Genomic DNA, 25,978 nt, shown 5'->3' on the forward strand with positions numbered 1-25,978 from the left:
CCATGAATATCTACAGCTCTCGCCCCGTTGTCCTCTGTCTCTCCGGCCATGATCCCAGTGGTGGCGCCGGCTTGCAGGCAGATATCGAAGCCCTGCTCGCCCAGGGCTGTCATGCGGCCCCGGCCGTCACCGCGCTGACTGTGCAGAACACCGTCAACGTCAGCGATTTCCGCGTGCTGGATCGCGAGTGGGTGCTGGCCCAGGCCAACGCCGTGCTCGGTGACTCCGAAGTGGCCGCGGTGAAACTGGGCATGCTCGGTTCCCTGGAGATGGTCGACACCGTGGTCGAACTGCTCAAGGCGCACCCGCATTTGCCGGTGGTCTGCGACCCGGTGCTGCGTGCCGGCGGCGGCGGCAGCCTGGGCAAGGACGAGGTCGGCTACGCCATGCGCGAGCGGCTGTTGCCGCTGTCGATGATCGCCACCCCCAACCTGCCTGAAGCACGCATCCTCGCCGAATTGCCCGAGGGCACGGCGGACGAATGCGCAGCGAAACTGCTGCCGTTCATCAAGCACCTGCTGATCACCGGCGGCCATGGCGACGAGCACGAAGTGCACAACCGCCTCTACAGCCGCGACGGCACGCACCAGACCTTTACCTGCCAGCGCCTGCCCGGCAGCTACCACGGTTCGGGCTGCACCCTGGCCAGCGCGCTGGCCGGTCGGTTGGCACAAGGCGAAGGGTTGGTCAGCGCGGTGCAATCGGCCCTCAACTACACTTGGCGCACCCTGCGTGACGCTGAACAACTCGGCCAGGGGCAATTCGTGCCTCGTCGTCTGCCGTTGGATTTCTGCTCGTAACACCAAGAGGCCTGCCCGATGAAACTACGTGGCCTTTATGCCATTACCGACAGCCAACTGTTGGCCGGCAAGTTCCTGGCCTACGTCGAAGCGGCGTTGGACGGTGGCGTGACCCTGCTGCAATACCGCGATAAAAGCAGCGACGAAGCGCGCCGCCTGCGGGAAGCCGAAAAACTGCGGGAGCTGTGCTCGCGCTACAAGACCCAACTGATCATCAACGATGACGCCGAACTGGCCGCACGCCTCGGCGTCGGCGTGCATCTGGGCCAGACCGACGGCCCGCTGACCCCGGCCCGTGCGCTGCTCGGTTCCAAGGCGATCATCGGCTCCACCTGCCACAGCCAGATCGAACTGGCCGAGCAGGCTGCCCGCGAAGGTGCCAGTTATGTAGCCTTCGGCCGCTTCTTCAATTCCAACACCAAGCCCGGCGCGCCGGCAGCCACCGTTGAACTGCTGGCCCAGGCCCGCGCGCGGTTGCACCTGCCGATCTGCGTGATCGGCGGCATCACCCTGGAAAACGCCGAGCCGCTGGTGGCCCACGGTGCCGACTTGCTGGCAGTGGTCCACGGCCTGTTTGGTGCCGACAGCCCCCAGGAAGTCACGCGCCGCGCCCGCGCTTTCAACGATCTTCTAAAATCTTGAATTCAGAGAACACGATCATGTCCCGTTCCGAAACCCTGTTTGCCAATGCCCAGAAACACATCCCCGGCGGTGTGAACTCTCCCGTGCGAGCGTTCAAGAGCGTTGGCGGCACCCCACTGTTCTTCAAGCATGCCGAAGGCGCCTACGTCACCGACGAAGATGACAAGCGCTACGTCGACTACGTGGGTTCGTGGGGCCCGATGATCCTCGGCCACAGCCATCCGGAAGTACTGGACGCGGTGCGCCAGCAGCTGCAACACGGCCTGTCCTATGGCGCACCGACCGCCATGGAAACCGAGATGGCTGACCTGGTGTGCTCCATCGTGCCCTCCATGGAGATGGTGCGGATGGTCAGCTCCGGCACCGAAGCCACCATGAGCGCGATTCGCCTGGCCCGTGGGTTTACCGGCCGCGACAGCATCATCAAGTTCGAAGGCTGCTACCACGGCCACTCCGACAGCCTGCTGGTCAAGGCCGGTTCCGGTGCGCTGACCCAGGGCGTACCGAGCTCCGCCGGGGTGCCGGCCGCGTTCGCCAAACACACCCTGACCCTGCCGTTCAACGACATCGCTGCCGTCGAGCAGATGCTCAGCGAAGTCGGCCAGGAAGTGGCGTGCATCATCGTCGAGCCGGTGGCCGGCAACATGAACTGCGTGCCGCCGGCGCCGGGCTTCCTGGAAGGCCTGCGGGAACAGTGCGACAAGCACGGCGTAGTGCTGATTTTTGATGAAGTGATGACCGGCTTCCGCGTTGCCCTCGGCGGCGCCCAGGCTTACTACGGCGTCACGCCGGACCTGAGCACCTTCGGCAAGATCATCGGCGGCGGCATGCCGGTGGGCTGCTTCGGCGGCAAGCGCGAAATCATGCAACACATCGCGCCGCTGGGCCCGGTGTACCAGGCAGGCACCCTGTCGGGTAACCCGCTGGCCATGGCCGCCGGCCTGACCACCCTGCGCCTGATCAGCCGCCCGGGCTTCCACGCCGAGCTGACCGACTACACCACTCGCCTGCTGGACGGCCTGCAACAGCGCGCCGATGCCGCCGGCATTCCGTTCGTGACCACCCAGGCGGGCGGCATGTTCGGCCTGTACTTCAGCGGCGCCGACGACATCGTCACCTTCGACGATGTGATGGGCAGCGATGCCGACCTGTTCAAGCGCTTCTTCCATCTGATGCTGGAAGGTGGCGTGTACCTGGCACCGAGCGCCTTTGAGGCCGGCTTCACCTCGATCGCCCATGGCGATGCCGAGCTGAAACTGACCCTCGATGCTGCCGAACGCGCCTTCGCCGCCTTGAAATAAGCGGATCAAAAATCAGGCGCCGCCCCTGGCGGCGTCAGATTTGCTACTTTGCTTACAGGCATTTCCGTCTTTTTTCGAGAATTCACCTGCAATCCGGCAGATAACTTGCCCACGCAGCAGAAAAACGAGTAAAGACTTTGTAAGCAGGTGCCTGCTTATTTCATAATGCGCGCTTATTGGATCCCCCCGTGGGTCCCGCGCCCCGTCAGAGGTAAGTCGATTCCCATGAAACGCACCGGCCGCACCCTGGTTCTGGGCTGCCTGTTGCTCCTTCAGCCGCTGCTGGCGTATGCCCAGGCAGGCGGCAACTCGTTGTTAATCCCAGCGATGGGTCGTTGCACCCTCAATACCCAGCCGGAAAGCCAGGCCGAGGCCCTGAGCGCGTGCCAGAAACAGGCCGATGGCGGGGATGCGCAGGCGCAATACGAGTTGGGCGAGTACTTCTACGACAGTAAAAACCCCGCACGCGACCTCAACAAGGCCTTGAGCTACTTCGAGAAAGCCTCGTTGCAGGGCCACGCCCAGGCGCAATTCCAGCTGGGCACCATGTTTTTCCACGGCGAAGGCGTACCGGCCAATAACGTCCAGGCGTACATCGTGCTGAAAATGGCAGCGGTGAACGGCGCCGAAGATGCACTGGACACGGCCGACGAAGTGGCCGAACACATGCAGCGCGACGAACTGGAAGTGGCTACCCAAGTGCTGGGACAGATTTTCCGCAACTACCTGCAGGAACTGCAGAGCGCAGATGGCAGCTCGCCGTTTTCGCCGCTGCCGGATCCTTCAAGGTGATAACAGATAACCCTGTCGATGCGCCTTCGGGCCAGCCACATGGGCAATCGTCATACCGGCACTCGCCATTCGCCGCACTGATCGAACATACAAAAGCCCTTCTCGGGTGCAAGCAACCGGTGTCACCCGATCAGTGATCGGATCGATGACTTCGGCGAGGATTTGCCCGGCCGCCAGGTAATCCCCCACCTTCGCGCAAAACACAATCAAGCCTCCCACTGGGCTCACCACCGGCTCTACTCCCGCCAACGGCGTTGGCGCATTCAGTAATGGCGGTAGCGGTGGTGCCTGGCCGTCAATGGCTCCCCGTTGAATCAAGTAGTCGATCAACGCCTGGCAATCCTGACGCGCCAGTCCGTGATCCACATCGGCAACACCCCGCAGCTCTACAGTCACAGCAAACCCCGGTGCCGAAAAGCGCCCGGGAAAACGCGCCTGCATGTGCGCCCAGAACAACGTAAAACACTCATCGAACGATTGCCCGCCGGCCTCTTTGGCCAAAAAACACGCCCTGGCTCCCAGGTAACGGGCCAAAGGCTCCACGTGCAACCAGAAATCCGGCGACAAATACAAATGCTGCACGGCCTCGAAATCGCAATGAAGGTCCAGCACAATATCGGCATCGCAGGCCAGCGTTTGCAGGGTCAAGCGCATGGATTGCAACTGTGTCGCCGGCTCCTGGCTGGTCAGTGTTTGCAGCAAGGCGCCACGGATCAGTTGCAGATTGGCGCCCGGTTCATCCGCCAACAGGGCTTCGACGCGATCACCGACCTGCTGGCTGACGTCGAGGAAGAAACGATTGAAGTTTTCCCGACTGTCGTTATCGAAGCGCCCCTGGGGCACATCCATCAACACTTGCTCCAACCCCAGCGGATTGGCCACCGGCACCACCACAACCGACCAACGCATCAACCCTGCTGCCTCCAGGTGCGCCAGCCGCTGCTTCAGATGCCATAAGACCAGCATGCCCGGCAGTTCATCGGCGTGCAGGGACGCCTGGATATAAACCTTGCCGGCTGCACTGGCCGGGCCGTAATGAAAACTGCGAATCTGTCGCGTCGTCCCCGGTACGACCTCCAACAACTCATGCACGTGGGTCTGCATTTCGATCTCCTATCGGGCCGCATCCAGAAAACGCAGCCAGCGCCGTTCAGCCAGGCGAAACAAACCTACCAAGGCAAAGGTAATGCACAGGTAAAGGGCCGCTGCGAAGCCGAATGATTCAAAGGTCAGGAAGGTTGCGGCGTTGGCATCCCGTGCCACTTTCAGGATATCCGGCACCGTGGCGGTGAACGCCAACGTGGTGGAATGCAACATGAAAATCACCTCATTGCTGTAGTAGGGCAATGAGCGGCGCAATGCGGACGGCATGATCAGGTGGACATACAGCTTCCAGCCGCCGAACCCCAGGGATCGGGCGGCTTCGACTTCACCACGAGGCATCGCCCGAATGGCGCCCGCGAGAATTTCCGTGGTGTAGGCGCCGGTATTCAGGGCAAATGCCAACAGCGTACAGTTCAGCGCCTCACGGAAAAACGCATCCAGCACGGGCTGTTCACGCACGGCGGCAATGCTGTAGATCCCGGTATAAAAGATCAGCAACTGGATATACAGCGGCGTGCCGCGAAACAGGTAGGTGAAGCATTGCACCGGCCAACGCAGCCAGCATCTGGATGACACCCTGGCGATGGACAAGGGCAGTGCCAGCAGTAGGCCAAGACACAGCGAGGCACTGGTCAGCCATAGGGTCATGGCCAGGCCGGTAAGTTGTTGACCGTCGGAATAGATGAACGGCCGCCAGTATTCCTGGATCAACTCGATCATGGTGACGACTCCTGCGCACCGACGCCGTAACGACGCGCCAGCCAGCGCAAGGCAAGGTTTGAAACGCTGCTGAGCAACAGGTAGATCAATGCGGCCATCAGCAAAAAGGCCAATAACTGCTGGCTACTTTTGCCCGCTACCTGGGCGACCTTGACCAAATCCGCCAAGCCAATGATCGACACCAGCGCAGTCGCCTTGAGTAAAACCATCCAGTTATTGCCCAGCCCCGGAAGGGCGAACCGCATCATTTGCGGGAATATCACGTGTACGAAGCCCTGACTGAAGGTCATGCCCAAGGCCTTGGCGGCCTGGAACTGGCCGCGAGGTACAGCCAGCAGGGCACCACGAAAGGTTTCGGTGAAATAGGCGCCGTAGATAAACCCCAAGGTGAGTACGCCTGCGCTGAATGGGTCGATTTCGATGTAGGCCATGCCCAGTTCCTGCGTCAGACGACTCAAACCGGTTTGCACCCCATAGAAAATCAACAGCATCAACAGCAGGTCGGGCACCCCGCGAATCAGAGTGGTGTAGAGCTGTGCGCAGAGGCGCCAGGCCCTGACCCTGGACAACTTGGCGCCAGCACCGAGCAGGCCGAACGCCAGCCCCAGCAGCAGTGACAGTAGCGCCAGTTGCAGCGTGACCCAGACACCGCCCAACAAGAGTGGCGCAAAACTGTCCAGGGTCGAGGTGAATTGAGTGAAGGTGGGCAACATGTTTGCGCTCTCGCTCGCCATTGAAGGACGGTCATTGACCGCTGAACATGTTCACACCCGGAAAATACTGGTCTTGCAGCCGAGCGTAGGTACCCTCGGCGTGCAGTGCCGCGAGGCCCTTATCAAGCAGGGCTTTCAGGGCATGATTGCCCTTGGCGATGCCGATGGCGCTTTTGGAGGGCATCAATGCACTTTCGATCGGCGGCCCGAGGACGAACCCCGCACCCTGGGCTGTGCGCATAAATCCGCTTTGCGCTTGCTGTGCATCCTGCAATGAGGCTTGCAGCCGCCCTGCCACGAGATCGGCATACACCTGTTCCTGATCGGCATAAGCCACGATCTTTATGCCCTGCCCGGCGAGCACTTGGCGGGCATAGACTTCCTGGGTACTGCCTTGCAGATAGCCAACAGCCGTACCCTTGGCCAGCTCAGCGCCGGGGCGGAGCACCATGGCGGTGGGGCTGGAAAATACCTCCGAGGAGAAATCAATCACTTTTTCTCGTGCGGCGGTGACCGTCACTGAGGCGAGGATGGCGTCGATCTTGCCGGCATTCAGACTGGGAATCAGCCCGTCAAAATCACTTTCAACCCATTGGCAGCGAACACGCAACTGAGTGCAGAGGGCGTTACCGATATCAACTTCGAACCCCGTCAACGTGCCTTTGTTATCTTTATAGGCAAAAGGCGCGTAATTGGGATCAACACCAAAACGGATGACGGCATAGTCATTGGCAAACAGTGGGGTGTTTAATAAAAGAACAGCGAATAACATCAGGATTGTTTTTTCATTATTGTATTCCTCGTTATTAAATAAACAGCGAGACTGACTACACCTCGATAAGCGGAATCTCTCGCCGGACCAATAAAGAATCAACGGGTGCATCAAACTCCCGTGCCATTCGATGCCCCGAATACACCGCAGCAGCAATCGTGCCGGGCGCCACGCAATCGCCGATCAACGTCAGCGTGCCGATCCCGGCCGCGCGCACCTGTTCGGGTGCGCTGTTCAACGCCTGATACAACGCCTGCTCGGGTTCGCGGGAAGTGACCAACAGCAAGGAAGCGGCGGGAATGAAGCGTGTCCGCTCGGTGTAGACGCACCCTGCGACAAGGCCTTCAGGCATACACCTGACCAACGTATGGGACGGGACGATCGTAACGTTCAGCTCCAGCAGGCGGCGCTGGATGCGGTGTTGCTCAAGGGTGTTGTGGGTCCAGGCCGCCACATCCGCCGCCGGGGTGACGAATATCACTTGCACGCCCCGCGCCACCAGGTGCTCAGCCAATACGCTGCCCATGTAATAGTGATCGTCATCGAACAGCAGCACCGGTGAAGCCGGCAGGACACCGGCCATCAGATCATCCGGCGTGATGACGGGCAGGCTTTCCAGGCCCGGTAACGGGCGACGCAGGGCCCGTCCCAACCCATCCCGCCGCCAGCGGGAGCCGGTGGCGATAAATACATGATCTGCGGCGAAGTCCAGGATGTCCTGGGCCTGCAATCGACTCTCCCGATAAATCTCAACCGACGCCAGGCGACTCAAGGCGTCCAACCGATAGTCGATTACCCGCCCCCAGCTCGCCAATCCTGGAAGCCGGGACTCCAGCGCCACCCGTCCGCCAAGGGTGCGCAAGCTGTCCACCAGCGCCACCTCCATGCCCCGAACGCCCAGTATCCGCGCGCACTCCAGCCCTGCGGGCCCTGCGCCGACCACCAGCGCCCGCCCAGGGTGATACGCACGATTGACCGACTCGGGGTGCCAGCCGCGCCGCCACTCCTCGCCCATGGTCGGATTTTGCGTGCAGCGCAACGGCGTGCTCGTGTGGTCGCCACTGACACAGACATTGCAGCCAATGCACTCACGAATCTCGTCCGCTCGACCCTCTTCAATCTTCTTCGGCAAGAACGGGTCAGCAATCGAGGGGCGGGCCGCGCCAATCAAGTCCAGGACGCCACGGCGGACCAGCGAGACCATGGTGTCTGGCGAGGTGAACCGCCCGACGCCCACCACCGGCTTGCGGGTCAGAGCCTTCAGACCCGACAGGAAGGTCTCTTGATAACCCTCCGAGGCAAAGCGCGCCGTTACACTGTCGTTGGACCAATCGGCGACGTTGACGTCCCACAAATCCGGCAAGTCCGCCAGCATCGAGAATATTTCAGCGCCCTCTCCATCGCGAGACAGGCCGTCGACCCTCTGCTCGTCTACCGCCAGGCGTACCGCCACGGCACACCGATCACCCACCGCATCGCGGGTGTCTTCAATCAACTCGCGCAACAGCCGCACGCGGTTTTCCAGCACACCGCCATACTCATCAGTACGGCGGTTGTTGCGTGGCGTGAGGAAATGGAACGGCACGCCGAGGTCATGCCCGGCATAGACATAGATGATGTCAAACCCCGCGTCCCGCGCCCGCAGTGCGGCGGCACGGTGCATGGCGCGCAGTTGCTGGATATCGGCACGACTCATGGCCCGGGCCTGTACCGGGTCATAACCACGCACCGGCGTATTGGAGGGCGCCCAGGGAATCTCACGACTGTAGCGGTTGGGGGCCGAGTAACCATTGAATGCCAACTCTACGCCGGCCAGTGACCCGTGCTGGTGGACGGCCTCACACATTCGCGCGAGCGCCGGGATGTCGCGTTCATCCCACAAGCGCGCCTCTATGTAGGGAGAGAACTCGCTCAGCGGGCTGATCTCACATTCTTCAGTGCAGACTACGCCCCACCCACCTTCGGCTTTTATCCCGCGCATGCGTGCCATGGCGGAAGGATGCACATGGCCCATGCCATTGCAGTGGGGAACTTGATAAAAGCGGTTACGGGTGCGAACCGGGCCTATTTGTACCGGCTCAAACAAAATGTCATAACGAGGATCGCGCACAGGGCTACTCCCGAACAGATAAGTCCGTTGATGACTGCGTCATAAGAAATTCGGTGTTAACTAATGCCAGGCGATAAAACGCTAATACCCTTGTATTCCAGGGCAGAGCCTTTTTGATGGAGAGTTAATTAAAAAAGTGGAACTCACGTCCCATTGAAACAGGCTTTTTATTATTGATGTATTCATGGCGCCCTCTCTGCATAAACAAAATCTGCTGTTTTTTAAACAGAATGTCCATGCACGAGAGGCAAGAATCAGAAATACCCTACAAAATAGTTGAACGTCACTTCTCAGGCATCGGCATCGGAAACGGCATGACATTGCTCATGCCCCGGGCCTCGCTGATTTTCGGCGTGCCCAGGCGCTCGACTTCGTCGATGCGCACGATCGAATGCATCGGCACAAAACTGCGCACCACGCCTTCGAACTGAGCCTTGAGTTTTTCCTCGCCCGGGTCGACGACCAGCTGCGTGCGCTCGCCAAAGACGAACTCTTCCACTTCCAGGAAGCCCCACAGATCACTTTGATAGATCTGCTTGGCGTACATTTCGAACACCTGGCCCTGGTTAAGGAAAATCACCTTGTAGATTGGAGCTTCACGTTTGGTCATGGTGGGCGGGTAACACATCGGGGGATTTAAAAGAGGGCGCGAACTATAGCATGGCGTCCGATGCACAGTGCTAGGAACCTATCGGCATGCCCCCTATAATGCGCGGTTCTTTACCACCAGTTGACGATCCCCATGGCCAAGAAGCTTTACATCGAAACCCACGGTTGCCAGATGAACGAGTACGACAGCTCGCGCATGGTCGATCTGCTGGGTGAACATCAGGCCCTGGAAGTCACCGCTCGCGCTGAAGACGCCGATGTGATCCTGCTCAATACCTGCTCGATCCGCGAGCGGGCCCAGGACCGGGTCTACTCGCAGCTGGGCCGCTGGCGTGAACTGAAACTGGCCAACCCGGACATGGTGATCGCCGTCGGCGGTTGCGTGGCCAGCCAGGAAGGCGCCGCCATTCGCGACCGAGCACCGTACGTCGACGTGGTATTCGGCCCGCAGACCCTGCACCGCCTGCCGGAAATGATCGACGCCGCGCGCATCACCAAGCTGCCGCAAGTCGACGTCTCGTTCCCGGAAATCGAAAAATTCGACCATTTGCCCGAGCCGCGCATCGACGGCCCAAGCGCTTATGTGTCGGTAATGGAAGGCTGCAGCAAGTACTGCACCTTCTGCGTGGTGCCATACACCCGCGGCGAAGAAGTCAGCCGCCCGTTCGACGACGTGCTGGCAGAGATCATTCACCTGGCCGAGAACGGCGTGCGTGAAGTGACCCTGCTGGGACAAAACGTCAACGGCTACCGTGGCCAGACCCACGACGGGCGCCTGGCGGACCTCGCGGAGTTGATCCGGGTAGTGGCCGCCGTCGACGGGATCGAGCGAATTCGCTATACCACTTCGCACCCGCTGGAGTTCTCCGACAGCCTGATCCAGGCCCACGCCGAAGTGCCGGAGCTGGTCAAGCACCTGCACTTGCCGGTGCAATCGGGCTCGGACCGCATTCTCTCGGCGATGAAGCGCAACCACACCGCCCTGGAATACAAATCCAAATTGCGCAAATTGCGTGCGGCGGTGCCGGGGATCTGCATCAGCTCGGACTTTATCGTCGGCTTCCCAGGGGAAACCGAGAAAGATTTCCAGCAGACCATGAAGTTGATCGAAGACGTAGGCTTCGACTTCTCCTACTCCTTCGTCTACAGCCAGCGCCCGGGCACCCCGGCGGCTGACTTGCTCGACGAAACCCCGGAAGCGTTGAAGAAGGAGCGTTTGAACGCCCTGCAACACCGCCTCAACCAGCAGGGTTTCGAGATCAGCCGACAGATGGTGGGCTCGACCCAGCGCATCCTGGTGACCGACTACTCGAAAAAAGACCCTGGCGAATTGCAGGGCCGGACCGAGAACAACCGGATCGTCAACTTCCGCTGTGATAATCCGACGCTGATCGGGCAGTTCGCCGACGTGCACATCGACGCGGCACAACCGCACTCGCTGCGCGGTTCGCTGGTGTAACAATAATTCGGCCACCGGGAACCAATGTGGGAGCGGGCTTGCTCGCGAAGGCGGTGTATCAGGCAACGAACAGGCTGACTGCCCCATCGCATTCGCGAGCAAGCCCGCTCCCACATTAGAACGGTGCCAGCTTCGGGATATATAAGTGCTTTCGCACGCAGCCTGCTGGCGTTATCCTTGATTTCATCTTAATTGCCCCAGGGCGGCTAAAAACGACCTTGAACGCACCCATAGAACCACATCGTTTTCTCCTCGAGCCCTTTGAGGCTCGCCGTTTCGCCAATCTGTGCGGACAGTTCGACGAGCACCTGCGCCTGATCGAACAACGCCTGAGCATCGAGATCCGCAACCGCGGCAATCAATTCGAGCTGATTGGTGAACCCCAGCACACCACCTCGGCAGAAAACCTTCTGCGCCGCCTCTACCGGGAAACCAAAGGTAGCGAGCTGTCGCCGGAAACGGTGCACCTGTACCTGCAGGAATCCGCCGTGGAGGACCTGGCCAATAACCCGGTAGCCGAAGCCAGCGTCGCGTTGCGCACCAAGAAAGGAATGATTCGCCCTCGCGGCTTGAACCAGCAGCGCTACGTCAAAGAGATCCTGGGCAACGACATCAACTTCGGCATCGGCCCTGCCGGTACCGGCAAGACCTACCTGGCCGTGGCCTGCGCGGTCGACGCCCTGGAGCGCGAGCAGGTGCGACGCATCCTGCTGGTGCGTCCGGCGGTGGAAGCCGGCGAGAAGCTGGGCTTTTTGCCCGGCGACCTGGCCCAGAAGATCGACCCGTACCTGCGCCCGCTCTACGATGCGCTCTACGAGATGCTCGGCTTCGAATACGTGGCCAAGCTGATCGAGCGCCAGGTGATCGAGATCGCCCCGCTGGCCTACATGCGTGGCCGTACGCTGAACAACAGCTTCATCATTCTCGACGAAAGCCAGAACACCACCGTTGAGCAGATGAAGATGTTCCTGACCCGGATCGGTTTCGGCTCCACCGCCGTGATCACCGGCGACGTCACCCAGGTCGACCTGCCCAAAGGCACCAAGTCGGGCCTGGCCCAGGTGATCGACGTACTCAAGGACGTGCCGGGGATCAGCTTCACGCACTTCATGCCCAAAGACGTGGTACGTCACCCGTTGGTGCAGCGCATTGTCGAAGCCTACGAGCGCTTCGAACACCGCGACGACCAACCGGCCAAGGACACTCGCCGCGATGCTTGAGCTTGACCTGCAGCTGGCCACCGAAGCGCCCGCCCCCAGCGAAGAACAGTTCCGCCAGTGGTGCACCCTGGCCCTGCGCCAGCGCACCGCCGACTCGGAGCTGACCATTCGCCTGGTGGACGAGCCCGAAGGCCGTGAACTGAATCACACCTGGCGACAAAAAGACTACGCGACCAACGTGCTGTCGTTTCCCGCCGACGTACCCGATGAGCTGCTGGATATCCCGTTGCTGGGCGACCTGGTGATCTGCGTCGAAGTGGTCGAGCGTGAAGCAAAGGAACAGGGCAAGGAACTTGAGGCCCATTGGGCCCATCTAGTCATCCACGGCTGCTTGCATCTCTTGGGTTACGACCATATAGACGATGACGAAGCCGAAGAAATGGAAGCACTGGAACGAACGTTGCTTGCAGAACTGGGTCATCGTGACCCGTATGCAGACGACGAAATTGCAACTACACCTAACTGAAACAATAAAGGATTTAGAGTAATCGCTATGAGCGAAGACCGATCGAGCAACGGGCAAAAGTCATGGCTGGGGAAACTCACCCAGGCCTTTGCCCACGAGCCGAAAAACCGCCAGGAGCTGCTGGAGCTGCTGCGCGAGGCGCATCAGAACAAGTTGCTGGACAGCGAAGCGCTGGCTATCGTCGAAGGCGCCATCCAGGTAGCTGACCTGCAAGTACGGGACATCATGGTTCCGCGCTCGCAGATGGTCAGCATCAAGGCGACCCAGACCCCTCGGGAATTCCTCCCGGCCGTCATCGATTCGGCGCACTCGCGCTACCCGGTGATCGGCGAAAGCCATGACGACGTCATGGGCGTCCTGCTGGCCAAGGACCTGCTGCCGCTGATCCTCAAGGAGAACGGCGACAGCTTCAACATCAAGGACCTGCTGCGTCCTGCCACTTTCGTCCCCGAATCCAAGCGCCTGAATGTGCTGCTGCGCGAATTTCGTGCGAACCACAATCACATGGCCATCGTGATTGACGAGTACGGCGGTGTAGCGGGTTTGGTGACCATCGAAGACGTGCTGGAACAGATCGTCGGCGACATCGAAGACGAGCACGACGTCGAAGAAGACAGCTACATCAAGCCGCTGCCCAGCGGTGACTTCCTGGTCAAGGCCCTGACGCCGATCGAGAACTTCAACGAGTTCTTCGACAGCGAATTCTCCGACGATGAATTCGACACGGTTGGCGGCCTGGTGATGAGTGCGTTCGGGCATCTGCCCAAGCGTAACGAGACCACCGAGATCGGTGCCTATCGCTTCCGCATCCTGAATGCCGACAGCCGCCGTATTCACTTGATCCGTTTGACACCTATTGCCCGCTAAGGACTGACATGCGCCGTATGATTGCACCCGGCTGGCCCGGTAACTTGCTGGCCGTGGTGGCCGGCGCCATCACCACCCTGGCGCTGGCGCCGTTCGACCTCTGGCCGTTTGCGCTGGTGGCGGCCGGGTTCTTTTATGCGGGATTGCGTGAACTGACACCGCGCCAGGCCTTGTGGCGCGGCTGGTGTTTCGGTTTCGGCCTGTTTGGCGCCGGTACCAGCTGGATCTACTACAGCATTCACCACTTCGGCGGCGCTTCGGTGTTGCTGGCGGGCATGCTGATGCTGGCGTTTACGGCGGCCATTGCCTGGTTCTTTGCCCTGCCCGCCTGGCTGTGGGCGCGCTGGCTGCGCCGCAACGAAGCGCCACTGGCCGATGCCCTGGCCTTCGCGGCCTTGTGGGTTGGCCAGGAAGCGTTTCGCGGCTGGTTCCTCACCGGTTTTCCCTGGCTCTATTCCGGTTACAGCCAGCTCGACGGCCCTCTCACCGGCCTCGCGCCGCTGGGCGGGATGTGGCTGATATCCTTTGCCCTGGCGCTGACCGCCGCACTGATCTGCAACCTGCCGCGTCTGCTGGCGGCTAAGCGCAACCTGTTCATCGGTGCCGGCTTGCTGTTGTTGGTGGCGCCATGGGCCATCGGCCTGGCACTCAAGCATCATGCATGGACCACCCCCGCCGGCGCACCGCTGACCGTGGCAGCCGTCCAGGGCAACGTCGAACAAAGCATGAAGTGGGACCCGGAGCAGCTCAATGCGCAGCTCGCGCTGTACCGCGACATGAGCTTCAGCTCCAAGCCTGTCGACCTGCTGGTATGGCCGGAAACCGCCGTGCCGGTGCTCAAGGAATCCGTGGAGGGTTACCTGGGCATGATGGGCAAGTTCGCCGCTGACCGGCACACTGCGCTGATCACCGGTGTACCGATCCGCCAGGAAGTGCATCACCACAAGCGCTTCTTCAACGGCATCACGGTGGTGGGCGAAGGCGACGGCACCTACCTGAAGCAGAAGCTGGTGCCGTTTGGCGAGTACGTGCCGCTGCAGGACATGTTGCGCGGCTTGATCGCGTTCTTTGACCTGCCGATGTCGGACTTCGCCCGCGGGCCGTCCGACCAGGCTTTGCTGCAAGCCAAGGGCTATCAGATTGCGCCGTTCATTTGCTATGAAGTGGTGTACCCGGAGTTCGCCGCCGGCCTGTCGGCCCGCAGCGATTTGTTGCTGACCATCAGCAACGACACCTGGTTCGGCCGCTCCATCGGCCCGCTGCAACATTTGCAGATGGCCCAGATGCGCGCCCTGGAAGCCGGGCGCTGGATGATCCGCGCCACCAACAACGGCGTCACTGGCCTGATCAACCCGTACGGGCAGATCACCGTGCAGATCCCGCAGTTTGAACGCGGGATTCTCTACGGCGAGGTCGTGCCGATGCACAACCTCACCCCGTACCTGGAATGGCGTTCGTGGCCGTTGATCATCCTGTGCCTTGGCCTGTTTGGCTGGGCGCTGTTGGCGGGCCGGATGTCGAAAACGGTTTAAAAGAAATACTCGGACGACAATGTGGGAGCGGGCTTGCTCGCGAATGCGATCTGTCAGTTAAAGCACCAGTGACTGACACACTGTATTCGCGAGCAAGCCCGCTCCCACATTTGACCTGCGGTATTACCTGTAAAACATCCGGTAACCCACCTGCCCCACCGCTTCATTCAGCAACTGCCCGCTCTGCCATACCGACTTGAACTCCGGCATCCAGCCCCCCAATGGCCGGGCATTGTCCAAACCAAGAAACCCCACTGGCGCCGGAACAACCGTGAACCCGGCCTTTTCGAAGCTCCAGCGCGAGCGCGGCATATGCCAGGCCTGAGTCACGACCACCACACGCTTGATCCCCTGCGGCAGCAGAATCTCGGCACTCATCTGCGCGTTTTCCCACGTGGTACGGCTGCGCTCTTCCTTCCAGCGCACGCTCACGCCAAAGTCATCCTGCATCGATACCGCCATCAACTCCGCCTCGCTGGGCGGTGTGCCGTAGTGCAAGCCGCCGGTGGTCAGCACCGGCAAGCCCGAAGCCTTGGCCAGGCGGGCTGCATAGCGCTGGCGCTCAAGGCCGATACCCGTCGGCTGATCGGAGCCCCACGCCGGATCCCCGCGCTCACGCCCCGAGCCCAACACCACGATGGCATCAGCCCGCTGCGCCAGGGTCGCCCATTCATCACGGGCCAGAGGCGGCTCGGTCTCCAGGGCCTTTGCGCCCCATTGAACCGCCACCGGCAGGCTCATCAGCAACATCCCGCCAAACCCCAGGGCAAAGCACACGGCCGCCAGCCGCGGTCGGCTGCGACGAAACCACCAGGCAAGGGCCAGCAACAGCAACAGGATGCCGGGCGGCAACAACAATTGTTTAATGAAATAGCGAATAGGCATCGGGCATCTCCAAAGATGCCCGAAGCCTAAGGTGTAACGGGGTTAAGCGACAATCTTTACAGGAACAGACGCTGAGAAGGCTACAGATCACTAACGCGGTACTTCACTTGAAACGCACGGACCGGAGTTTTTCCGGGCTGCGACCGGCCGAAAAATCCTTGAGCCATACCACCTTGGCCGATCGCGAAAACTCCTGGGCTGGCGGGGAGGCCATGCCATGGGACGCGCGATGCTCATTCAATTCCAGATACACCCTGATCACGTCCAGCTCTGCCTGGCTCAAGCCACGCAGTTCCAACTCCAGAGGCCGTTCATCACACAATCGGCCTGCGGTTTTTGCTGCATCCAGTGCTCGACCCAAACGGTCGATCAGTCCTTCGTACACCTGCGGTTTCGTTAAAGTTCGCTGCGAATCAACCATCCCTCACCTCATTGAAGATAAGACTCACTCCCCACTAAACAGCGTAGTCCTGCTTGCCCTGCCTGCCTGGCGCCGCGACCAACGGCCTCGGCGGCGCAATCAGGGTTTCCCTCGATAGAGTGGGGTCATGTATGCTACGGCGCTTCCTGTAACTCCACTTCCCGCAGGGTTTGGGCACGGACGCGCCGCTTTTTGGTGTCGATCAACCTGAACGTTGCACCGAAGAGGATTAGGCCACCCCTATTCAGTTCAAAAGTAGCCATGCACGAACAATATCAGCCCCGTGAAATAGAAAATGCCGCCCAGTCGTTCTGGGATGAGCAAAAGTCCTTTGAAGTCAGTGAACAGCCAGGCAAGGAGACTTTCTATTGCCTATCGATGTTCCCTTACCCCAGCGGCAAGCTACACATGGGGCATGTGCGCAACTACACCATCGGCGACGTCATCTCCCGCTACCAGCGCATGCTGGGCAAGAACGTCCTGCAACCCATGGGTTGGGACGCCTTCGGCATGCCGGCGGAAAACGCCGCGATGAAGAACAACGTAGCGCCCGCCAAGTGGACCTACGAAAACATCGCCTACATGAAGACCCAGCTGCGCAGCCTGGGCCTGGCGGTGGACTGGTCCCGCGAGGTGACCACCTGCAAGCCTGATTACTACCGCTGGGAACAATGGCTGTTCACTCGCCTGTTCGAAAAAGGCGTGATCTACAAGAAGAGCGGCACCGTGAACTGGGACCCGGTGGACCAGACCGTACTGGCCAACGAACAAGTGATCGACGGCCGCGGCTGGCGTTCCGGCGCGCTGATCGAAAAGCGCGAAATCCCGATGTACTACTTCAAGATCACCGCCTACGCGGATGAACTCTTGTCGAGCCTCGATGATTTGCCGGGCTGGCCCGAGCAGGTCAAGACCATGCAACGCAACTGGATCGGCAAGTCCCGTGGCATGGAAGTGCAGTTCCCCTACAACGTCGACTCCATCGGCGCAGAAGGTGTATTGAAAGTCTTCACCACCCGTCCGGACACCCTGATGGGCGCGACCTACGTCGCCGTGGCCGCCGAACACCCGCTGGCCACCCAGGCTGCACAGAACAACCCTGAGCTGCAGGCGTTCATCGCCGAATGCAAGGGCGGCAGCGTCGCCGAAGCCGACGTCGCCACCCAGGAGAAAAAAGGCCTGCCGACCTCGTTGTTCGTCGAGCACCCATTGACCGGCGAGAAGCTGCCGGTGTGGGTCGCCAACTACGTGCTGATGCACTACGGTGATGGCGCAGTAATGGCTGTGCCGGCCCACGACGAGCGCGATTTCGAATTCGCCGTCAAGTACAACCTGCCGATCAAGTCCGTGGTGCGCACCAGTTCGGGCGACACCAACCCGGCTCCGTGGCAGGACGCGTACAACGAACACGGCACACTGATCAATTCCGGCGAGTTCGACGGCCTGGATTTCGAAGGCGCCTTCGACGCCATCGAAGTCGCGCTGATCAAGAAAAACCTCGGTGCCTCGCGCACCCAGTTCCGCCTGCGTGACTGGGGCATCAGCCGCCAGCGCTACTGGGGCTGCCCGATCCCGATCATCCACTGCGAAACCTGCGGTGACGTGCCGGTACCGGAAGACCAACTGCCGGTCGTATTGCCCGAAGACGTGGTGCCAGACGGTGCTGGCTCGCCATTGGCGCGCATGCCCGAATTCTACGAGTGCACCTGCCCGAACTGCGGTGCCCCGGCCAAACGCGAAACCGACACCATGGACACCTTCGTGGAGTCTTCGTGGTACTACGCCCGCTACGCCTCGCCGCACTATGAAGGCGGCCTGGTGGAAAAATCCGCGGCCGACCACTGGCTGCCGGTAGACCAGTACATCGGCGGTATCGAACACGCCATCCTTCACCTGCTGTACGCGCGCTTCTTCCACAAGCTGATGCGTGATGAAGGCCTGGTGAGTTCCGACGAGCCGTTCAAGAACCTGCTGACCCAGGGCATGGTGATTGCCGAGACTTATTACCGCCGCGAAGCCAATGGCGCCTACACCTGGTTCAACCCGGCAGATGTCGAGCTGGAGCGTGACAGCAAGGCCAAGGTGATCAGCGCCAAGCTGAAATCCGACGGCCTGCCGGTGGAAATCGGCGGCACCGAGAAGATGGCCAAGTCGAAGAACAACGGCGTCGACCCACAGTCGATGATCGACCAGTTCGGCGCGGACACCTGCCGCCTGTTCATGATGTTCGCCTCGCCGCCTGACATGAGCGCGGAATGGTCGGACTCCGGCGTCGAAGGTTCGCATCGCTTCCTCAAGCGCGTCTGGCGCCTGGCGCACGCCCATGTCAGCCAAGGCTTGCCGGGCAAGCTGGACGTGGCGGCCCTGAGCGATGAGCAAAAAGTCATTCGCCGCAGCACTCACCTGGCCATCAAGCACGCCAGCCAGGACGTGGGCCAGCACCACAAATTCAACACCGCCATCGCCCAGGTGATGACGCTGATGAACGTGCTGGAGAAAGCGCCGCAGGCCACCGAACAGGACCGCGCACTGGTACAGGAAGGCCTGGAAACGGTCACCCTGCTGCTGGCGCCGATCACGCCACACATCAGCCACGAACTGTGGAACCAGTTGGGCCACAGCGGTGCCGTCATCGATGCCGGCTGGCCGGTACAGGATGACAGCGCCCTGGTACAGGACACGCTGCAACTGGTGATTCAGGTCAACGGCAAGCTGCGTGGCCAGATCGACATGCCGGCCAGCGCCAGCCGTGAAGACGTCGAAGCCGCCGCCCGTATCAATGAGAACGTGCTGCGCTTCACCGAAGGCCTGACGATCCGCAAAGTGATCGTGGTGCCCGGCAAACTGGTCAATATCGTCGCTAGCTAATCGGATCGGGCGCCGAGGGAATAACCCTGGCGCCGAACAAAACCTCCAGGGCCTCGATAAGGCCCACATGGTTTCAAGGGGAGCATCAAAATGATCAAACGCAATCTGCTGGTTATGGGCCTTGCCGTGCTGCTGAGCGCTTGCGGCTTCCAGCTGCGCGGCACCGGCACCACCGAACTGGCGATCAAGGAACTGGACGTCACCGCCCGCAACTCCTACGGCGAGACCGTGCAACAGCTGCGCCAGGTCCTGGAAAACAGTGGCGTCAAAGTCTATTCAGGCGCGGCTTACAAACTGAACCTGGTGGATGAAAAAGAAGAGCAGCGCAGCCTCAGCTACGCCAGCGCCGGGCGTGCTTCGGACATTGAGCTGAGCACCACGCTCTTCTTCGAAATCCAGGGCCATGACCACCTGCCGCTGATGGGCGACAAGATCCAGATACAGAAAGTCGTGAGCCACGACGGCAACAACCTGGTGGGTTCGGACTCCGAAACCATCCAGGTGCGCAAGGAAATGCGTCGCGAACTGGTGCAGCGCATGGTCCTGCGCCTGCAACTGATCACGCCGGAGCAACTGGATAAGCTGCAGCAAACCGCGGATGCCAAGGCCAAGGCAGATGCCGATGCGCTGAAAGCGGCGCAAGAGTATGAAGACAGCCAACCTAAACAGTCGCCTGTCGAAGTTCCTGTCGAGTAAGCCAGACGGGGCGCCCCAGGCGCCCCGTTCGCCCTGCCTATGAAACTCGCCCCCGCCCAACTCGCCAAGCACCTGCAAGGCAGCCTTGCGCCCGTCTACATCGTCAGCGGTGATGACCCGCTGCTGTGCCAGGAGGCTGCGGACGCAATTCGCACCGCCGCCCGCCAACAGGGCTTCGATGAACGCCAGGTATTCAGCGCCGACGCCAGTTTCGACTGGGGTACGCTGCTGCAAGCCGGGGCGAGCATGTCGCTGTTCGCCGAAAAACGCCTGCTGGAACTGCGCCTGCCTTCGGGCAAGCCCGGCGACAAAGGCGCGGCGGCTTTGATGGAATACTGCGCACGCCCTGCCGAAGACACGCTGCTGCTGATCAGCCTGCCCAAGCTTGATGGCAGTGCGCAGAAAACCAAGTGGGGCAAGGCGCTGGTGGAAGGTGGCCAGACTCAGTTCATACAGATCTGGCCGGTGGACAGCAGCCAACTGCCGCAGTGGATTCGTCAGCGCCTGTCGCAATCCGGGCTGAGTGCCAGCCAGGATGCGGTGGAGCTGATCGCGGCGCGGGTGGAAGGCAACCTGTTGGCCGCCGCCCAGGAAATCGAAAAGCTCAAGCTGATGGCCGAGGGTGGACAGATCACCGTCGAAACCGTACAAGGTGCCGTGGCGGACAGCGCGCGCTTTGACGTATTTGGCCTGGTGGATGCGATCCTCAACGGCGAACCCGCCCACGCCCTGCGCATGCTTGAAGGGCTGCGCGGCGAAGGCGTCGAGCCGCCGGTGATTCTCTGGGCCCTGGCGCGAGAATTACGGCTGCTGGCCAATATTGCCCTGCAGTACAGCCAGGGCATCCCACTGGACAAGGCCTTCAGCCAGGCGCGGCCACCGGTATGGGACAAGCGCAAACCACTGATCAGCAAAGCCCTGCAACGGCACTCGGCGCAACGCTGGGCGCAATTGCTGCTGGAGGCCCAGCGCATTGACGCGCAGATCAAGGGCCAGGCGGCTGGATCGCCGTGGATGAGCCTGAGTCGTTTGTCACTTTTGATGTCAGGACAGCGCTTGGCGTTGCCTGCTGAGTAGTCCTACGTATCGCTGGGCTGGACAGAATCCAAACTTCGGCAGATGATTCGCACCGCATCATCAACCTGCCAGAGAGTACCCATCATGAGCAAAAAGCCATCCAAGCATGGCCCCAACAAGGCCAAATCCATCATCGCCCAGCCGTTGTTCCGCAGTCGCAAGGAACGAGCCGGCAAAGGCAAAGGCAGCTACCGCCGCGAAGCCTTCCAGTCTAATAGCTGGGAGGCTTCTTACTTTCTGGCTGCCTGAAGGCAAGCGCCCCTCCGGCATGATAAGGTCTGTACCTGATTCGTATTCCCTGGACCTGTGCATGCCCTCTAGTCTTTCCCGTCGTTGGCACCTTCGCCAACTGATCGCTGCCTCCAGCCTCATTCTGTTAGTCGCCTGCGCGGAAAAACCCACCGCTGCCGATGCCCAACCCCTGCCCCCGCTCCAGACTGCACCGGTAGCTGCGCCTGCCGTCGTTGCGCCACTGGTGGCAGACAATCTTGATATCCAGCCGACCCAGACCTTTGCCGAATGGCAGGCGGGGTTTCGCGTGGAAGCCTTGAAGGCCGGTATCACGCCACAGGTTTTCGACACGGCCTTTGCCAATGTCGTACCCGACATGGCGGTGATCCGCGCCGACCGCAGCCAGCCGGAGTTCTCCCGCCCGGTATGGGAATACCTCGATGGCGCGCTGTCGCCGCTGCGGGTGCGCAATGGCCAGTCGCTGCTGGTGAAGTACGCCGACATTCTGCAACGCATTGAGGACCGTTACGGCGTCGACCGCCAGGCGCTGGTCTCGGTGTGGGGCATGGAGAGTAACTTCGGCCAGTTCCAAGGCAACAACTCGGTGATCCGCTCACTGGCGACCCTGGCCTATGAAGGCCGTCGCCCGGCCTTCGCCCAGGCGCAGCTGCTGGCGGCGCTGCAAATCATCCAGCATGGCGATATCGCCGCCGACCAGATGAAAGGCTCCTGGGCCGGGGCCATGGGCCAGACCCAGTTCATCCCGACCACCTATAACACCCACGCCGTAGACTTCGACGGTGACGGCCGCCGCGATATCTGGAACAGCCCGGCCGACGCCCTCGCCTCCACCGCGCACTACCTGCAAAGCTCCGGCTGGCAGAAAGGCCAGCCCTGGGGCTTCGAGGTGCAGCAACTGCCGTTGAATTTTGATTACGCCCTGGCCGATGGCAGCGTACGCAAGACCGTTGGCGAGTGGCTGAAACTGGGAATCCAGGTGCCGCCGGGCGCCAGCGTGCCGGCCAACGTCGACCAGCTTTCCGCCGCCCTGTTGCTTCCGGCCGGCTATCGTGGCCCGGCGTTCCTGGTGCTGGATAACTTCCGCGCGATCCTCAAGTACAACAACTCGTCGTCCTACGCGTTGGCAGTTGGCTTGTTGTCGGAACGCTTCGGGGGCGGTGGCTTGATTCGTGGGAGCTGGCCGAAAGATGAGCTGCCGTTGACTCGCTCGCAGCGAATTGACTTGCAGACGGTGCTCAGTGCCAATGGTTACGACGCGGGCAACCCGGACGGGATCATCGGTGCGAATACCCGCAAGGCGATTCGTGCCGCGCAGCAGTCCCTGGGCTGGCCGGCGGATGGGTATCCGACGGTGAAGTTGCTGGAGTCGCTGCAAAGCCGATAGATCGGCGTATGGCTGCTACCGCATTCGCGAGCAAGCCCGCTCCCACATTTTGACCGTGCACTTCCTGAAGGAACGCGATCGAAATGTGGGAGCGGGCTTGCTCGCGAAGAGGCCTTTATCGGCGCTACAAAGTTCAGGCCTTAAACACCACATCCTGTTCCAACACCAACCGCTTCTCCCCCGCATCCAGCCGCACCCTGGCGCCCAACGGCAAGGTCAGGTTCGGGTTGCAGTGCCCGCTGCGCCAGCCGGACAGCACAGGAATGCACAACGGCTCGAAGGTCTGCTTCAGCAAGCGCTCAAGCGCAAGGCTATCAACCCCAGCCACATCCCCCACCACCACGCCCGCCACCTGGGCCAGCTTGCCCGCCAGGCGCAAATGGGTGAGCAACCGGTCAATGCGGTACAACGGCTCGTTCACATCTTCGATAAACAGAATGATGCCCTCGGCATCAATCTCGTAAGCCGTGCCCATCACTGCTGCGATCATCGATAGATTGCCGCCCAGCAGCCGCCCACAGGCGATGCCTGGCTCGACGGTGGTCAGCGGGTAGGCCACAGGGTGAGCCAGCTGGCTACCGGCTTTCACTTGCCCACGCAGCATGCTGAACAGCGACGACTCGGTAGGCTGTTGCTTTTCACCTAACAGGTCAGCGTTGAACATCGGACCATGGAAGGTGACGAAACCGGCATACCGGTTGATCGCCAGGTGCAGGGCGGTGATATCGCTGTAGCCTACGAATGGCTTGGGGTTGGCCCGCAGCAGGTCAAAGTCCAGGCGGTCCAGCAGGCGTGGCGTGCCGTAGCCGCCGCGCAGGCAGAAAATCGCGTCGATGGTCGAATCGGCGAACGCCGCGTGCAGGTCATCAAGGCGTACCTCATCACTGCCGGCCAGATAGCCATCACGCTGGCTCACGCCCGGAAAGATCCGCAGTGTGTAGCCCCGGGCGCGCATCCATTGCGTGGCCGTGTCGATATCCAGCTCGGCCGGCCCGGCAGGGGCAATCAGCCCGATCACGCCTTCGGCGCGCAGCGCAGGTACCGCACAAGTGGTCAATTGAGTCGTCATCCATGGTTCTCCTCGTGTGGATTGCCCAAGGCACTCTAAACAGCAATGGTTGCAAACAGAAGAGGAAGAGTCAGTAGCAAATGTGGGAGCGGGCCTGGGGGGGAGCGGGCTTGCTCGCGAAGACGGTCAGTCAGTCACCGGACAGGTCAACTGATCCAACGCATTCGCGAACAAGCCCGCTCCCACTCAAGCCGGCTCCCACATGGGTCCTGCAGTGTCCGGCGTTCCGCGTATCAGGACACCAGGCTGGCCTTGACCAGTTTCGCCTGCTCGTCGGCGTGGTACGAGGAACGTACCAGCGGGCCGGAAGCGACGTTCTTGAAGCCCATCTTGTAGCCTTCTTCGGCAAACCAGGCGAACACATCCGGGTGCACGAAACGCTGTACCGGCAAGTGGCTGCGGGACGGCTGCAGGTACTGGCCGAGGGTCAGCATGTCGATGTCGTGTTCGCGCATGCGCTTCATGACTTCGATGACTTCTTCGTCGGTTTCGCCCAGGCCCAGCATCAGGCCGGATTTGGTCGGAATGTGCGGCATCATCTGCTTGAATTTCTGCAGCAGGGTCAGCGACCACTGGTAGTCCGAACCCGGACGCGCAGCCTTGTACAGGCGCGGTACGGTTTCCAGGTTGTGGTTGAACACATCCGGCGGCTCGGCGGCAGTGATTTCCAGCGCCACGTCCATACGGCCACGGTAGTCCGGCACCAGGGTCTCGAGCATCACGTTCGGCGACAGCTTGCGGATCTCGCGGATACAGTCGGCAAAGTGCTGGGCACCGCCGTCACGCAGGTCGTCGCGGTCTACCGAGGTAATCACGACATACTTGAGTTTCAGGTCGGCGATGGCGATGGCCAGGCTTTCCGGCTCGTTGACGTCCAGTGGCTTCGGCCGGCCGTGGCCAACGTCGCAGAACGGGCAACGACGGGTGCAGATGTCACCCATGATCATGAAGGTCGCGGTGCCACCGGAGAAGCACTCGCCCAGGTTCGGGCAGGACGCCTCTTCGCACACGCTGTGCAGCTTGTGTTTGCGCAGCAGGGCCTTGATGCGGTCGACTTCCGGCGAAACCGGGATACGCACGCGAATCCAGTCAGGCTTTTTCGGCAGTTCGGTGGTCGGAATGATCTTCACCGGGATGCGTGCAACCTTCTCGGCGCCGCGCAGCTTGACGCCGGCTTCTACCTTGGCACGCGGGGCCGGACGCTCGGTAACATCCAGCGTCGGGATCATGGTTTGCACTGCATCAGTAGTCATAATCAGTCGATTCCGCCCGTTAGGGTCGTCTGCTCAGCATAGTCGAGGTGTTTGACGAGCTGCGCGCGCAGCCGGGCACTTACCTCGGCAAATTCTAGTGGTGTTGCGTGATCGCTCAACTGGGTCATCGCCAAACCGGCGTAGCCGCAGGGATTGATCCGTCGAAACGGCGCCAGGTCCATGTCCACATTCAAGGCCAGGCCATGAAAGGAACAACCGTGGCGAATCCGCAAGCCCAGGGAGGCGATTTTCGCGCCATCAACATAAACCCCCGGTGCATCCGGCTTGGCCGCGGCGGTCACACCGTAGCTGGCCAGCAGCTCGATCAGGCATGACTCCATGCGACTGACCAGCTCACGTACGCCAAAACCCAGCCTGCGCACGTCCAGCAACAGATAAGCCACCAATTGACCTGGGCCATGGTAAGTCACCTGCCCGCCGCGGTCGACCTGCACCACCGGGATTTCTCCCGGCAGCAGCAAATGCTCGGCCTTGCCGGCCTGGCCCTGGGTGAAAACCGGCGGGTGCTCCACCAGCCAGATTTCATCCGGGGCTTCGGTGCCGCGCTCGTTGGTGAACCGCTGCATGGCGTGCCACACCGGTTCGTAAGCCATTTGGCCGAGCTCGCGAAAGCCCAGGGTCTGTGACATCACAACACCATGTGCACGAAGCCGGTAGCCCGCAGTTCGCTGTTGATGTTGTAGAGCTGGTCCTGGTCAGTCGCCACGATGTGCAACTGAATAGTGGTGTACTTGCCGTTGGTGCTTTGACGCTCATCCACACGGTCATGGTTGATCGTTGCGTGTTTCTTGACGATCTCGATGATCTTGTCCTTGTTGCCCACGCCCGTATCGCTGATCACCTTGACGGGATAGTCCACGTTTGGGAATTCGATCTTTGGCGCCTTTACTTCGGTATCGGTCATGGCGTAACGGCCTCGTAAGCGTAAGCCGTGGCGACGGGCAT

General features: G+C 61.0%; 26 protein-coding genes. 14 read left to right on the forward strand and 12 right to left on the reverse strand.

Features of this window, described 5'->3' with window-relative positions; genetic code table 11:
* Positions 1 to 2: 2 nt before the first annotated feature.
* The 4 genes from HX805_RS00240 (at position 3) to HX805_RS00255 (ending at position 3,535) form a co-directional block, all read left to right on the forward strand.
* Positions 3 to 800 carry a hydroxymethylpyrimidine/phosphomethylpyrimidine kinase gene (locus tag HX805_RS00240; RefSeq protein WP_177008849.1) on the forward strand — a complete coding sequence of 266 codons (798 nt, stop codon included), beginning with the start codon at positions 3 to 5 and terminating at the stop codon, positions 798 to 800.
* 18 nt (positions 801 to 818) lie between these two features.
* The gene (gene thiE / locus HX805_RS00245; protein WP_177045757.1) at positions 819 to 1,442 is read left to right on the forward strand and encodes a thiamine phosphate synthase; all 624 of its coding nucleotides are present in this window, start codon (positions 819 to 821) and stop codon (positions 1,440 to 1,442) included.
* Positions 1,443 to 1,459: 17 nt separating this feature from the next.
* Positions 1,460 to 2,743, forward strand: coding sequence for a glutamate-1-semialdehyde 2,1-aminomutase (gene hemL / locus HX805_RS00250; protein WP_003215470.1), 1,284 nt, complete (start codon positions 1,460 to 1,462; stop codon positions 2,741 to 2,743).
* A 225-nt stretch (positions 2,744 to 2,968) separates the two neighbouring features.
* The gene (locus HX805_RS00255; RefSeq protein WP_177008851.1) at positions 2,969 to 3,535 is read left to right on the forward strand and encodes a tetratricopeptide repeat protein; all 567 of its coding nucleotides are present in this window, start codon (positions 2,969 to 2,971) and stop codon (positions 3,533 to 3,535) included.
* Here the strand turns inward: HX805_RS00255 and HX805_RS00260 are convergent.
* From HX805_RS00260 to HX805_RS00285, 6 genes are all read right to left on the reverse strand, one after another.
* Entirely contained in the window at positions 3,527 to 4,639 is a 1,113-nt protein-coding gene (locus HX805_RS00260; RefSeq protein WP_177021495.1) for a succinylglutamate desuccinylase/aspartoacylase family protein, read from the reverse strand. The two genes, HX805_RS00255 and HX805_RS00260, sit on opposite strands and share 9 nt — an antisense overlap.
* A gap of 9 nt (positions 4,640 to 4,648) precedes the next feature.
* A complete protein-coding gene (locus HX805_RS00265) occupies positions 4,649 to 5,359 on the reverse strand; it encodes an ABC transporter permease (RefSeq protein ID WP_177116498.1) in 711 nt (236 codons plus the stop codon).
* Positions 5,356 to 6,072 (reverse strand): ABC transporter permease, encoded by a 717-nt coding sequence (locus HX805_RS00270; protein WP_003215463.1) that lies wholly within the window; start codon positions 6,070 to 6,072, stop codon positions 5,356 to 5,358. Before HX805_RS00270 ends, HX805_RS00265 begins: the two co-directional genes overlap by 4 nt.
* Positions 6,073 to 6,103: 31 nt before the next feature.
* On the reverse strand, positions 6,104 to 6,844 hold the full coding sequence (locus tag HX805_RS00275; RefSeq protein WP_177116515.1) for a transporter substrate-binding domain-containing protein: 741 nt from the start codon (positions 6,842 to 6,844) through the stop codon (positions 6,104 to 6,106).
* Between the two features lie 55 nt (positions 6,845 to 6,899).
* The gene (locus HX805_RS00280) at positions 6,900 to 8,954 is read right to left on the reverse strand and encodes an FAD-dependent oxidoreductase (RefSeq protein ID WP_177116499.1); all 2,055 of its coding nucleotides are present in this window, start codon (positions 8,952 to 8,954) and stop codon (positions 6,900 to 6,902) included.
* Between the two features lie 283 nt (positions 8,955 to 9,237).
* The gene (locus tag HX805_RS00285) at positions 9,238 to 9,564 is read right to left on the reverse strand and encodes a DUF1820 family protein (protein ID WP_003215457.1); all 327 of its coding nucleotides are present in this window, start codon (positions 9,562 to 9,564) and stop codon (positions 9,238 to 9,240) included.
* A gap of 132 nt (positions 9,565 to 9,696) precedes the next feature.
* Here HX805_RS00285 and miaB point away from each other — a divergent pair, with 132 nt between their 5' ends.
* The 5 genes from miaB to lnt all read left to right on the forward strand — a co-directional run bounded on the left by miaB (position 9,697) and on the right by lnt (position 15,107).
* A complete protein-coding gene (miaB, locus tag HX805_RS00290) occupies positions 9,697 to 11,022 on the forward strand; it encodes a tRNA (N6-isopentenyl adenosine(37)-C2)-methylthiotransferase MiaB (protein WP_102369960.1) in 1,326 nt (441 codons plus the stop codon).
* A gap of 218 nt (positions 11,023 to 11,240) precedes the next feature.
* Entirely contained in the window at positions 11,241 to 12,242 is a 1,002-nt protein-coding gene (locus HX805_RS00295) for a PhoH family protein (RefSeq protein ID WP_003215453.1), read from the forward strand.
* On the forward strand, positions 12,235 to 12,708 hold the full coding sequence (ybeY, locus tag HX805_RS00300; RefSeq protein WP_003215452.1) for an rRNA maturation RNase YbeY: 474 nt from the start codon (positions 12,235 to 12,237) through the stop codon (positions 12,706 to 12,708). Before HX805_RS00295 ends, ybeY begins: the two co-directional genes overlap by 8 nt.
* Before the next feature lie 27 nt (positions 12,709 to 12,735).
* The gene (locus HX805_RS00305; protein ID WP_003215451.1) at positions 12,736 to 13,575 is read left to right on the forward strand and encodes an HlyC/CorC family transporter; all 840 of its coding nucleotides are present in this window, start codon (positions 12,736 to 12,738) and stop codon (positions 13,573 to 13,575) included.
* Between the two features lie 8 nt (positions 13,576 to 13,583).
* Positions 13,584 to 15,107, forward strand: a complete 1,524-nt coding sequence (gene lnt / locus HX805_RS00310) for an apolipoprotein N-acyltransferase (RefSeq protein ID WP_003215450.1) — start codon at positions 13,584 to 13,586, stop codon at positions 15,105 to 15,107.
* Between the two features lie 123 nt (positions 15,108 to 15,230).
* Here the strand turns inward: lnt and HX805_RS00315 are convergent, their stop codons facing one another.
* Both HX805_RS00315 and HX805_RS00320 read right to left on the reverse strand, forming a co-directional pair.
* Positions 15,231 to 15,992 (reverse strand): YdcF family protein, encoded by a 762-nt coding sequence (locus HX805_RS00315; protein WP_102369961.1) that lies wholly within the window; start codon positions 15,990 to 15,992, stop codon positions 15,231 to 15,233.
* Between the two features lie 103 nt (positions 15,993 to 16,095).
* The gene (locus HX805_RS00320) at positions 16,096 to 16,413 is read right to left on the reverse strand and encodes a hypothetical protein (RefSeq protein ID WP_008436575.1); all 318 of its coding nucleotides are present in this window, start codon (positions 16,411 to 16,413) and stop codon (positions 16,096 to 16,098) included.
* A gap of 261 nt (positions 16,414 to 16,674) precedes the next feature.
* Here HX805_RS00320 and leuS point away from each other — a divergent pair, with 261 nt between their 5' ends.
* The 5 genes from leuS to HX805_RS00345 all read left to right on the forward strand — a co-directional run bounded on the left by leuS (position 16,675) and on the right by HX805_RS00345 (position 22,690).
* Complete coding sequence (gene leuS, locus HX805_RS00325; RefSeq protein WP_087694446.1) at positions 16,675 to 19,281, forward strand: leucine--tRNA ligase; 2,607 nt, start codon at positions 16,675 to 16,677, stop codon at positions 19,279 to 19,281.
* Positions 19,282 to 19,371: 90 nt separating this feature from the next.
* Positions 19,372 to 19,977 (forward strand): LPS assembly lipoprotein LptE, encoded by a 606-nt coding sequence (gene lptE, locus HX805_RS00330; protein ID WP_008436571.1) that lies wholly within the window; start codon positions 19,372 to 19,374, stop codon positions 19,975 to 19,977.
* A 39-nt stretch (positions 19,978 to 20,016) separates the two neighbouring features.
* Positions 20,017 to 21,054, forward strand: a complete 1,038-nt coding sequence (gene holA, locus HX805_RS00335) for a DNA polymerase III subunit delta (RefSeq protein ID WP_008436560.1) — start codon at positions 20,017 to 20,019, stop codon at positions 21,052 to 21,054.
* An 84-nt stretch (positions 21,055 to 21,138) separates the two neighbouring features.
* On the forward strand, positions 21,139 to 21,303 hold the full coding sequence (gene arfA / locus HX805_RS00340; RefSeq protein ID WP_102369962.1) for an alternative ribosome rescue factor ArfA: 165 nt from the start codon (positions 21,139 to 21,141) through the stop codon (positions 21,301 to 21,303).
* Positions 21,304 to 21,364: 61 nt separating this feature from the next.
* Positions 21,365 to 22,690, forward strand: a complete 1,326-nt coding sequence (locus tag HX805_RS00345; protein WP_003215443.1) for a lytic murein transglycosylase — start codon at positions 21,365 to 21,367, stop codon at positions 22,688 to 22,690.
* Positions 22,691 to 22,823: 133 nt separating this feature from the next.
* Here the strand turns inward: HX805_RS00345 and HX805_RS00350 are convergent, their stop codons facing one another.
* The 4 genes from HX805_RS00350 to HX805_RS00365 form a co-directional block, all read right to left on the reverse strand.
* On the reverse strand, positions 22,824 to 23,759 hold the full coding sequence (locus HX805_RS00350; RefSeq protein ID WP_008436546.1) for an LD-carboxypeptidase: 936 nt from the start codon (positions 23,757 to 23,759) through the stop codon (positions 22,824 to 22,826).
* A 233-nt stretch (positions 23,760 to 23,992) separates the two neighbouring features.
* Positions 23,993 to 25,012 (reverse strand): lipoyl synthase, encoded by a 1,020-nt coding sequence (lipA, locus tag HX805_RS00355; RefSeq protein ID WP_003215441.1) that lies wholly within the window; start codon positions 25,010 to 25,012, stop codon positions 23,993 to 23,995.
* A gap of 2 nt (positions 25,013 to 25,014) precedes the next feature.
* Positions 25,015 to 25,662 (reverse strand): lipoyl(octanoyl) transferase LipB, encoded by a 648-nt coding sequence (lipB, locus tag HX805_RS00360; protein WP_003215439.1) that lies wholly within the window; start codon positions 25,660 to 25,662, stop codon positions 25,015 to 25,017.
* Positions 25,662 to 25,937, reverse strand: a complete 276-nt coding sequence (locus HX805_RS00365) for a DUF493 domain-containing protein (protein WP_003215438.1) — start codon at positions 25,935 to 25,937, stop codon at positions 25,662 to 25,664. Before HX805_RS00365 ends, lipB begins: the two co-directional genes overlap by 1 nt.
* Between the last annotated feature and the right edge of the window lie 41 nt (positions 25,938 to 25,978).

Origin of the sequence: Pseudomonas sp. G5001 (assembly GCF_013385475.1) — a bacterium.
Taxonomy (GTDB): domain Bacteria; phylum Pseudomonadota; class Gammaproteobacteria; order Pseudomonadales; family Pseudomonadaceae; genus Aquipseudomonas.

Excerpts from the sequence above, each read along its gene's own strand:
- ybeY (WP_003215452.1), top strand. The coding sequence starts at position 12,235 with ATGCTTGAGCTTGACCTGCAGCTGGCCACCGAAGCGCCCGCCCCCAGC.
- hemL (WP_003215470.1), top strand. The coding sequence starts at position 1,460 with ATGTCCCGTTCCGAAACCCTGTTTGCCAATGCCCAGAAACACATCCCC.
- arfA (WP_102369962.1), top strand. The coding sequence starts at position 21,139 with ATGAGCAAAAAGCCATCCAAGCATGGCCCCAACAAGGCCAAATCCATC.
- leuS (WP_087694446.1), top strand. The coding sequence starts at position 16,675 with ATGCACGAACAATATCAGCCCCGTGAAATAGAAAATGCCGCCCAGTCG.
- HX805_RS00240 (WP_177008849.1), top strand. The coding sequence starts at position 3 with ATGAATATCTACAGCTCTCGCCCCGTTGTCCTCTGTCTCTCCGGCCAT.
- miaB (WP_102369960.1), top strand. The coding sequence starts at position 9,697 with ATGGCCAAGAAGCTTTACATCGAAACCCACGGTTGCCAGATGAACGAG.
- HX805_RS00255 (WP_177008851.1), top strand. The coding sequence starts at position 2,969 with ATGAAACGCACCGGCCGCACCCTGGTTCTGGGCTGCCTGTTGCTCCTT.
- HX805_RS00315 (WP_102369961.1), bottom strand. The coding sequence starts at position 15,992 with ATGCCTATTCGCTATTTCATTAAACAATTGTTGTTGCCGCCCGGCATC.
- lnt (WP_003215450.1), top strand. The coding sequence starts at position 13,584 with ATGCGCCGTATGATTGCACCCGGCTGGCCCGGTAACTTGCTGGCCGTG.
- holA (WP_008436560.1), top strand. The coding sequence starts at position 20,017 with ATGAAACTCGCCCCCGCCCAACTCGCCAAGCACCTGCAAGGCAGCCTT.
- HX805_RS00275 (WP_177116515.1), bottom strand. The coding sequence starts at position 6,844 with ATGTTATTCGCTGTTCTTTTATTAAACACCCCACTGTTTGCCAATGAC.
- HX805_RS00305 (WP_003215451.1), top strand. The coding sequence starts at position 12,736 with ATGAGCGAAGACCGATCGAGCAACGGGCAAAAGTCATGGCTGGGGAAA.
- HX805_RS00285 (WP_003215457.1), bottom strand. The coding sequence starts at position 9,564 with ATGACCAAACGTGAAGCTCCAATCTACAAGGTGATTTTCCTTAACCAG.
- HX805_RS00345 (WP_003215443.1), top strand. The coding sequence starts at position 21,365 with ATGCCCTCTAGTCTTTCCCGTCGTTGGCACCTTCGCCAACTGATCGCT.
- HX805_RS00350 (WP_008436546.1), bottom strand. The coding sequence starts at position 23,759 with ATGACGACTCAATTGACCACTTGTGCGGTACCTGCGCTGCGCGCCGAA.
- HX805_RS00265 (WP_177116498.1), bottom strand. The coding sequence starts at position 5,359 with ATGATCGAGTTGATCCAGGAATACTGGCGGCCGTTCATCTATTCCGAC.
- HX805_RS00270 (WP_003215463.1), bottom strand. The coding sequence starts at position 6,072 with ATGTTGCCCACCTTCACTCAATTCACCTCGACCCTGGACAGTTTTGCG.
- lipA (WP_003215441.1), bottom strand. The coding sequence starts at position 25,012 with ATGACTACTGATGCAGTGCAAACCATGATCCCGACGCTGGATGTTACC.
- HX805_RS00260 (WP_177021495.1), bottom strand. The coding sequence starts at position 4,639 with ATGCAGACCCACGTGCATGAGTTGTTGGAGGTCGTACCGGGGACGACG.
- lptE (WP_008436571.1), top strand. The coding sequence starts at position 19,372 with ATGATCAAACGCAATCTGCTGGTTATGGGCCTTGCCGTGCTGCTGAGC.
- HX805_RS00365 (WP_003215438.1), bottom strand. The coding sequence starts at position 25,937 with ATGACCGATACCGAAGTAAAGGCGCCAAAGATCGAATTCCCAAACGTG.
- lipB (WP_003215439.1), bottom strand. The coding sequence starts at position 25,662 with ATGTCACAGACCCTGGGCTTTCGCGAGCTCGGCCAAATGGCTTACGAA.
- HX805_RS00320 (WP_008436575.1), bottom strand. The coding sequence starts at position 16,413 with ATGGTTGATTCGCAGCGAACTTTAACGAAACCGCAGGTGTACGAAGGA.
- thiE (WP_177045757.1), top strand. The coding sequence starts at position 819 with ATGAAACTACGTGGCCTTTATGCCATTACCGACAGCCAACTGTTGGCC.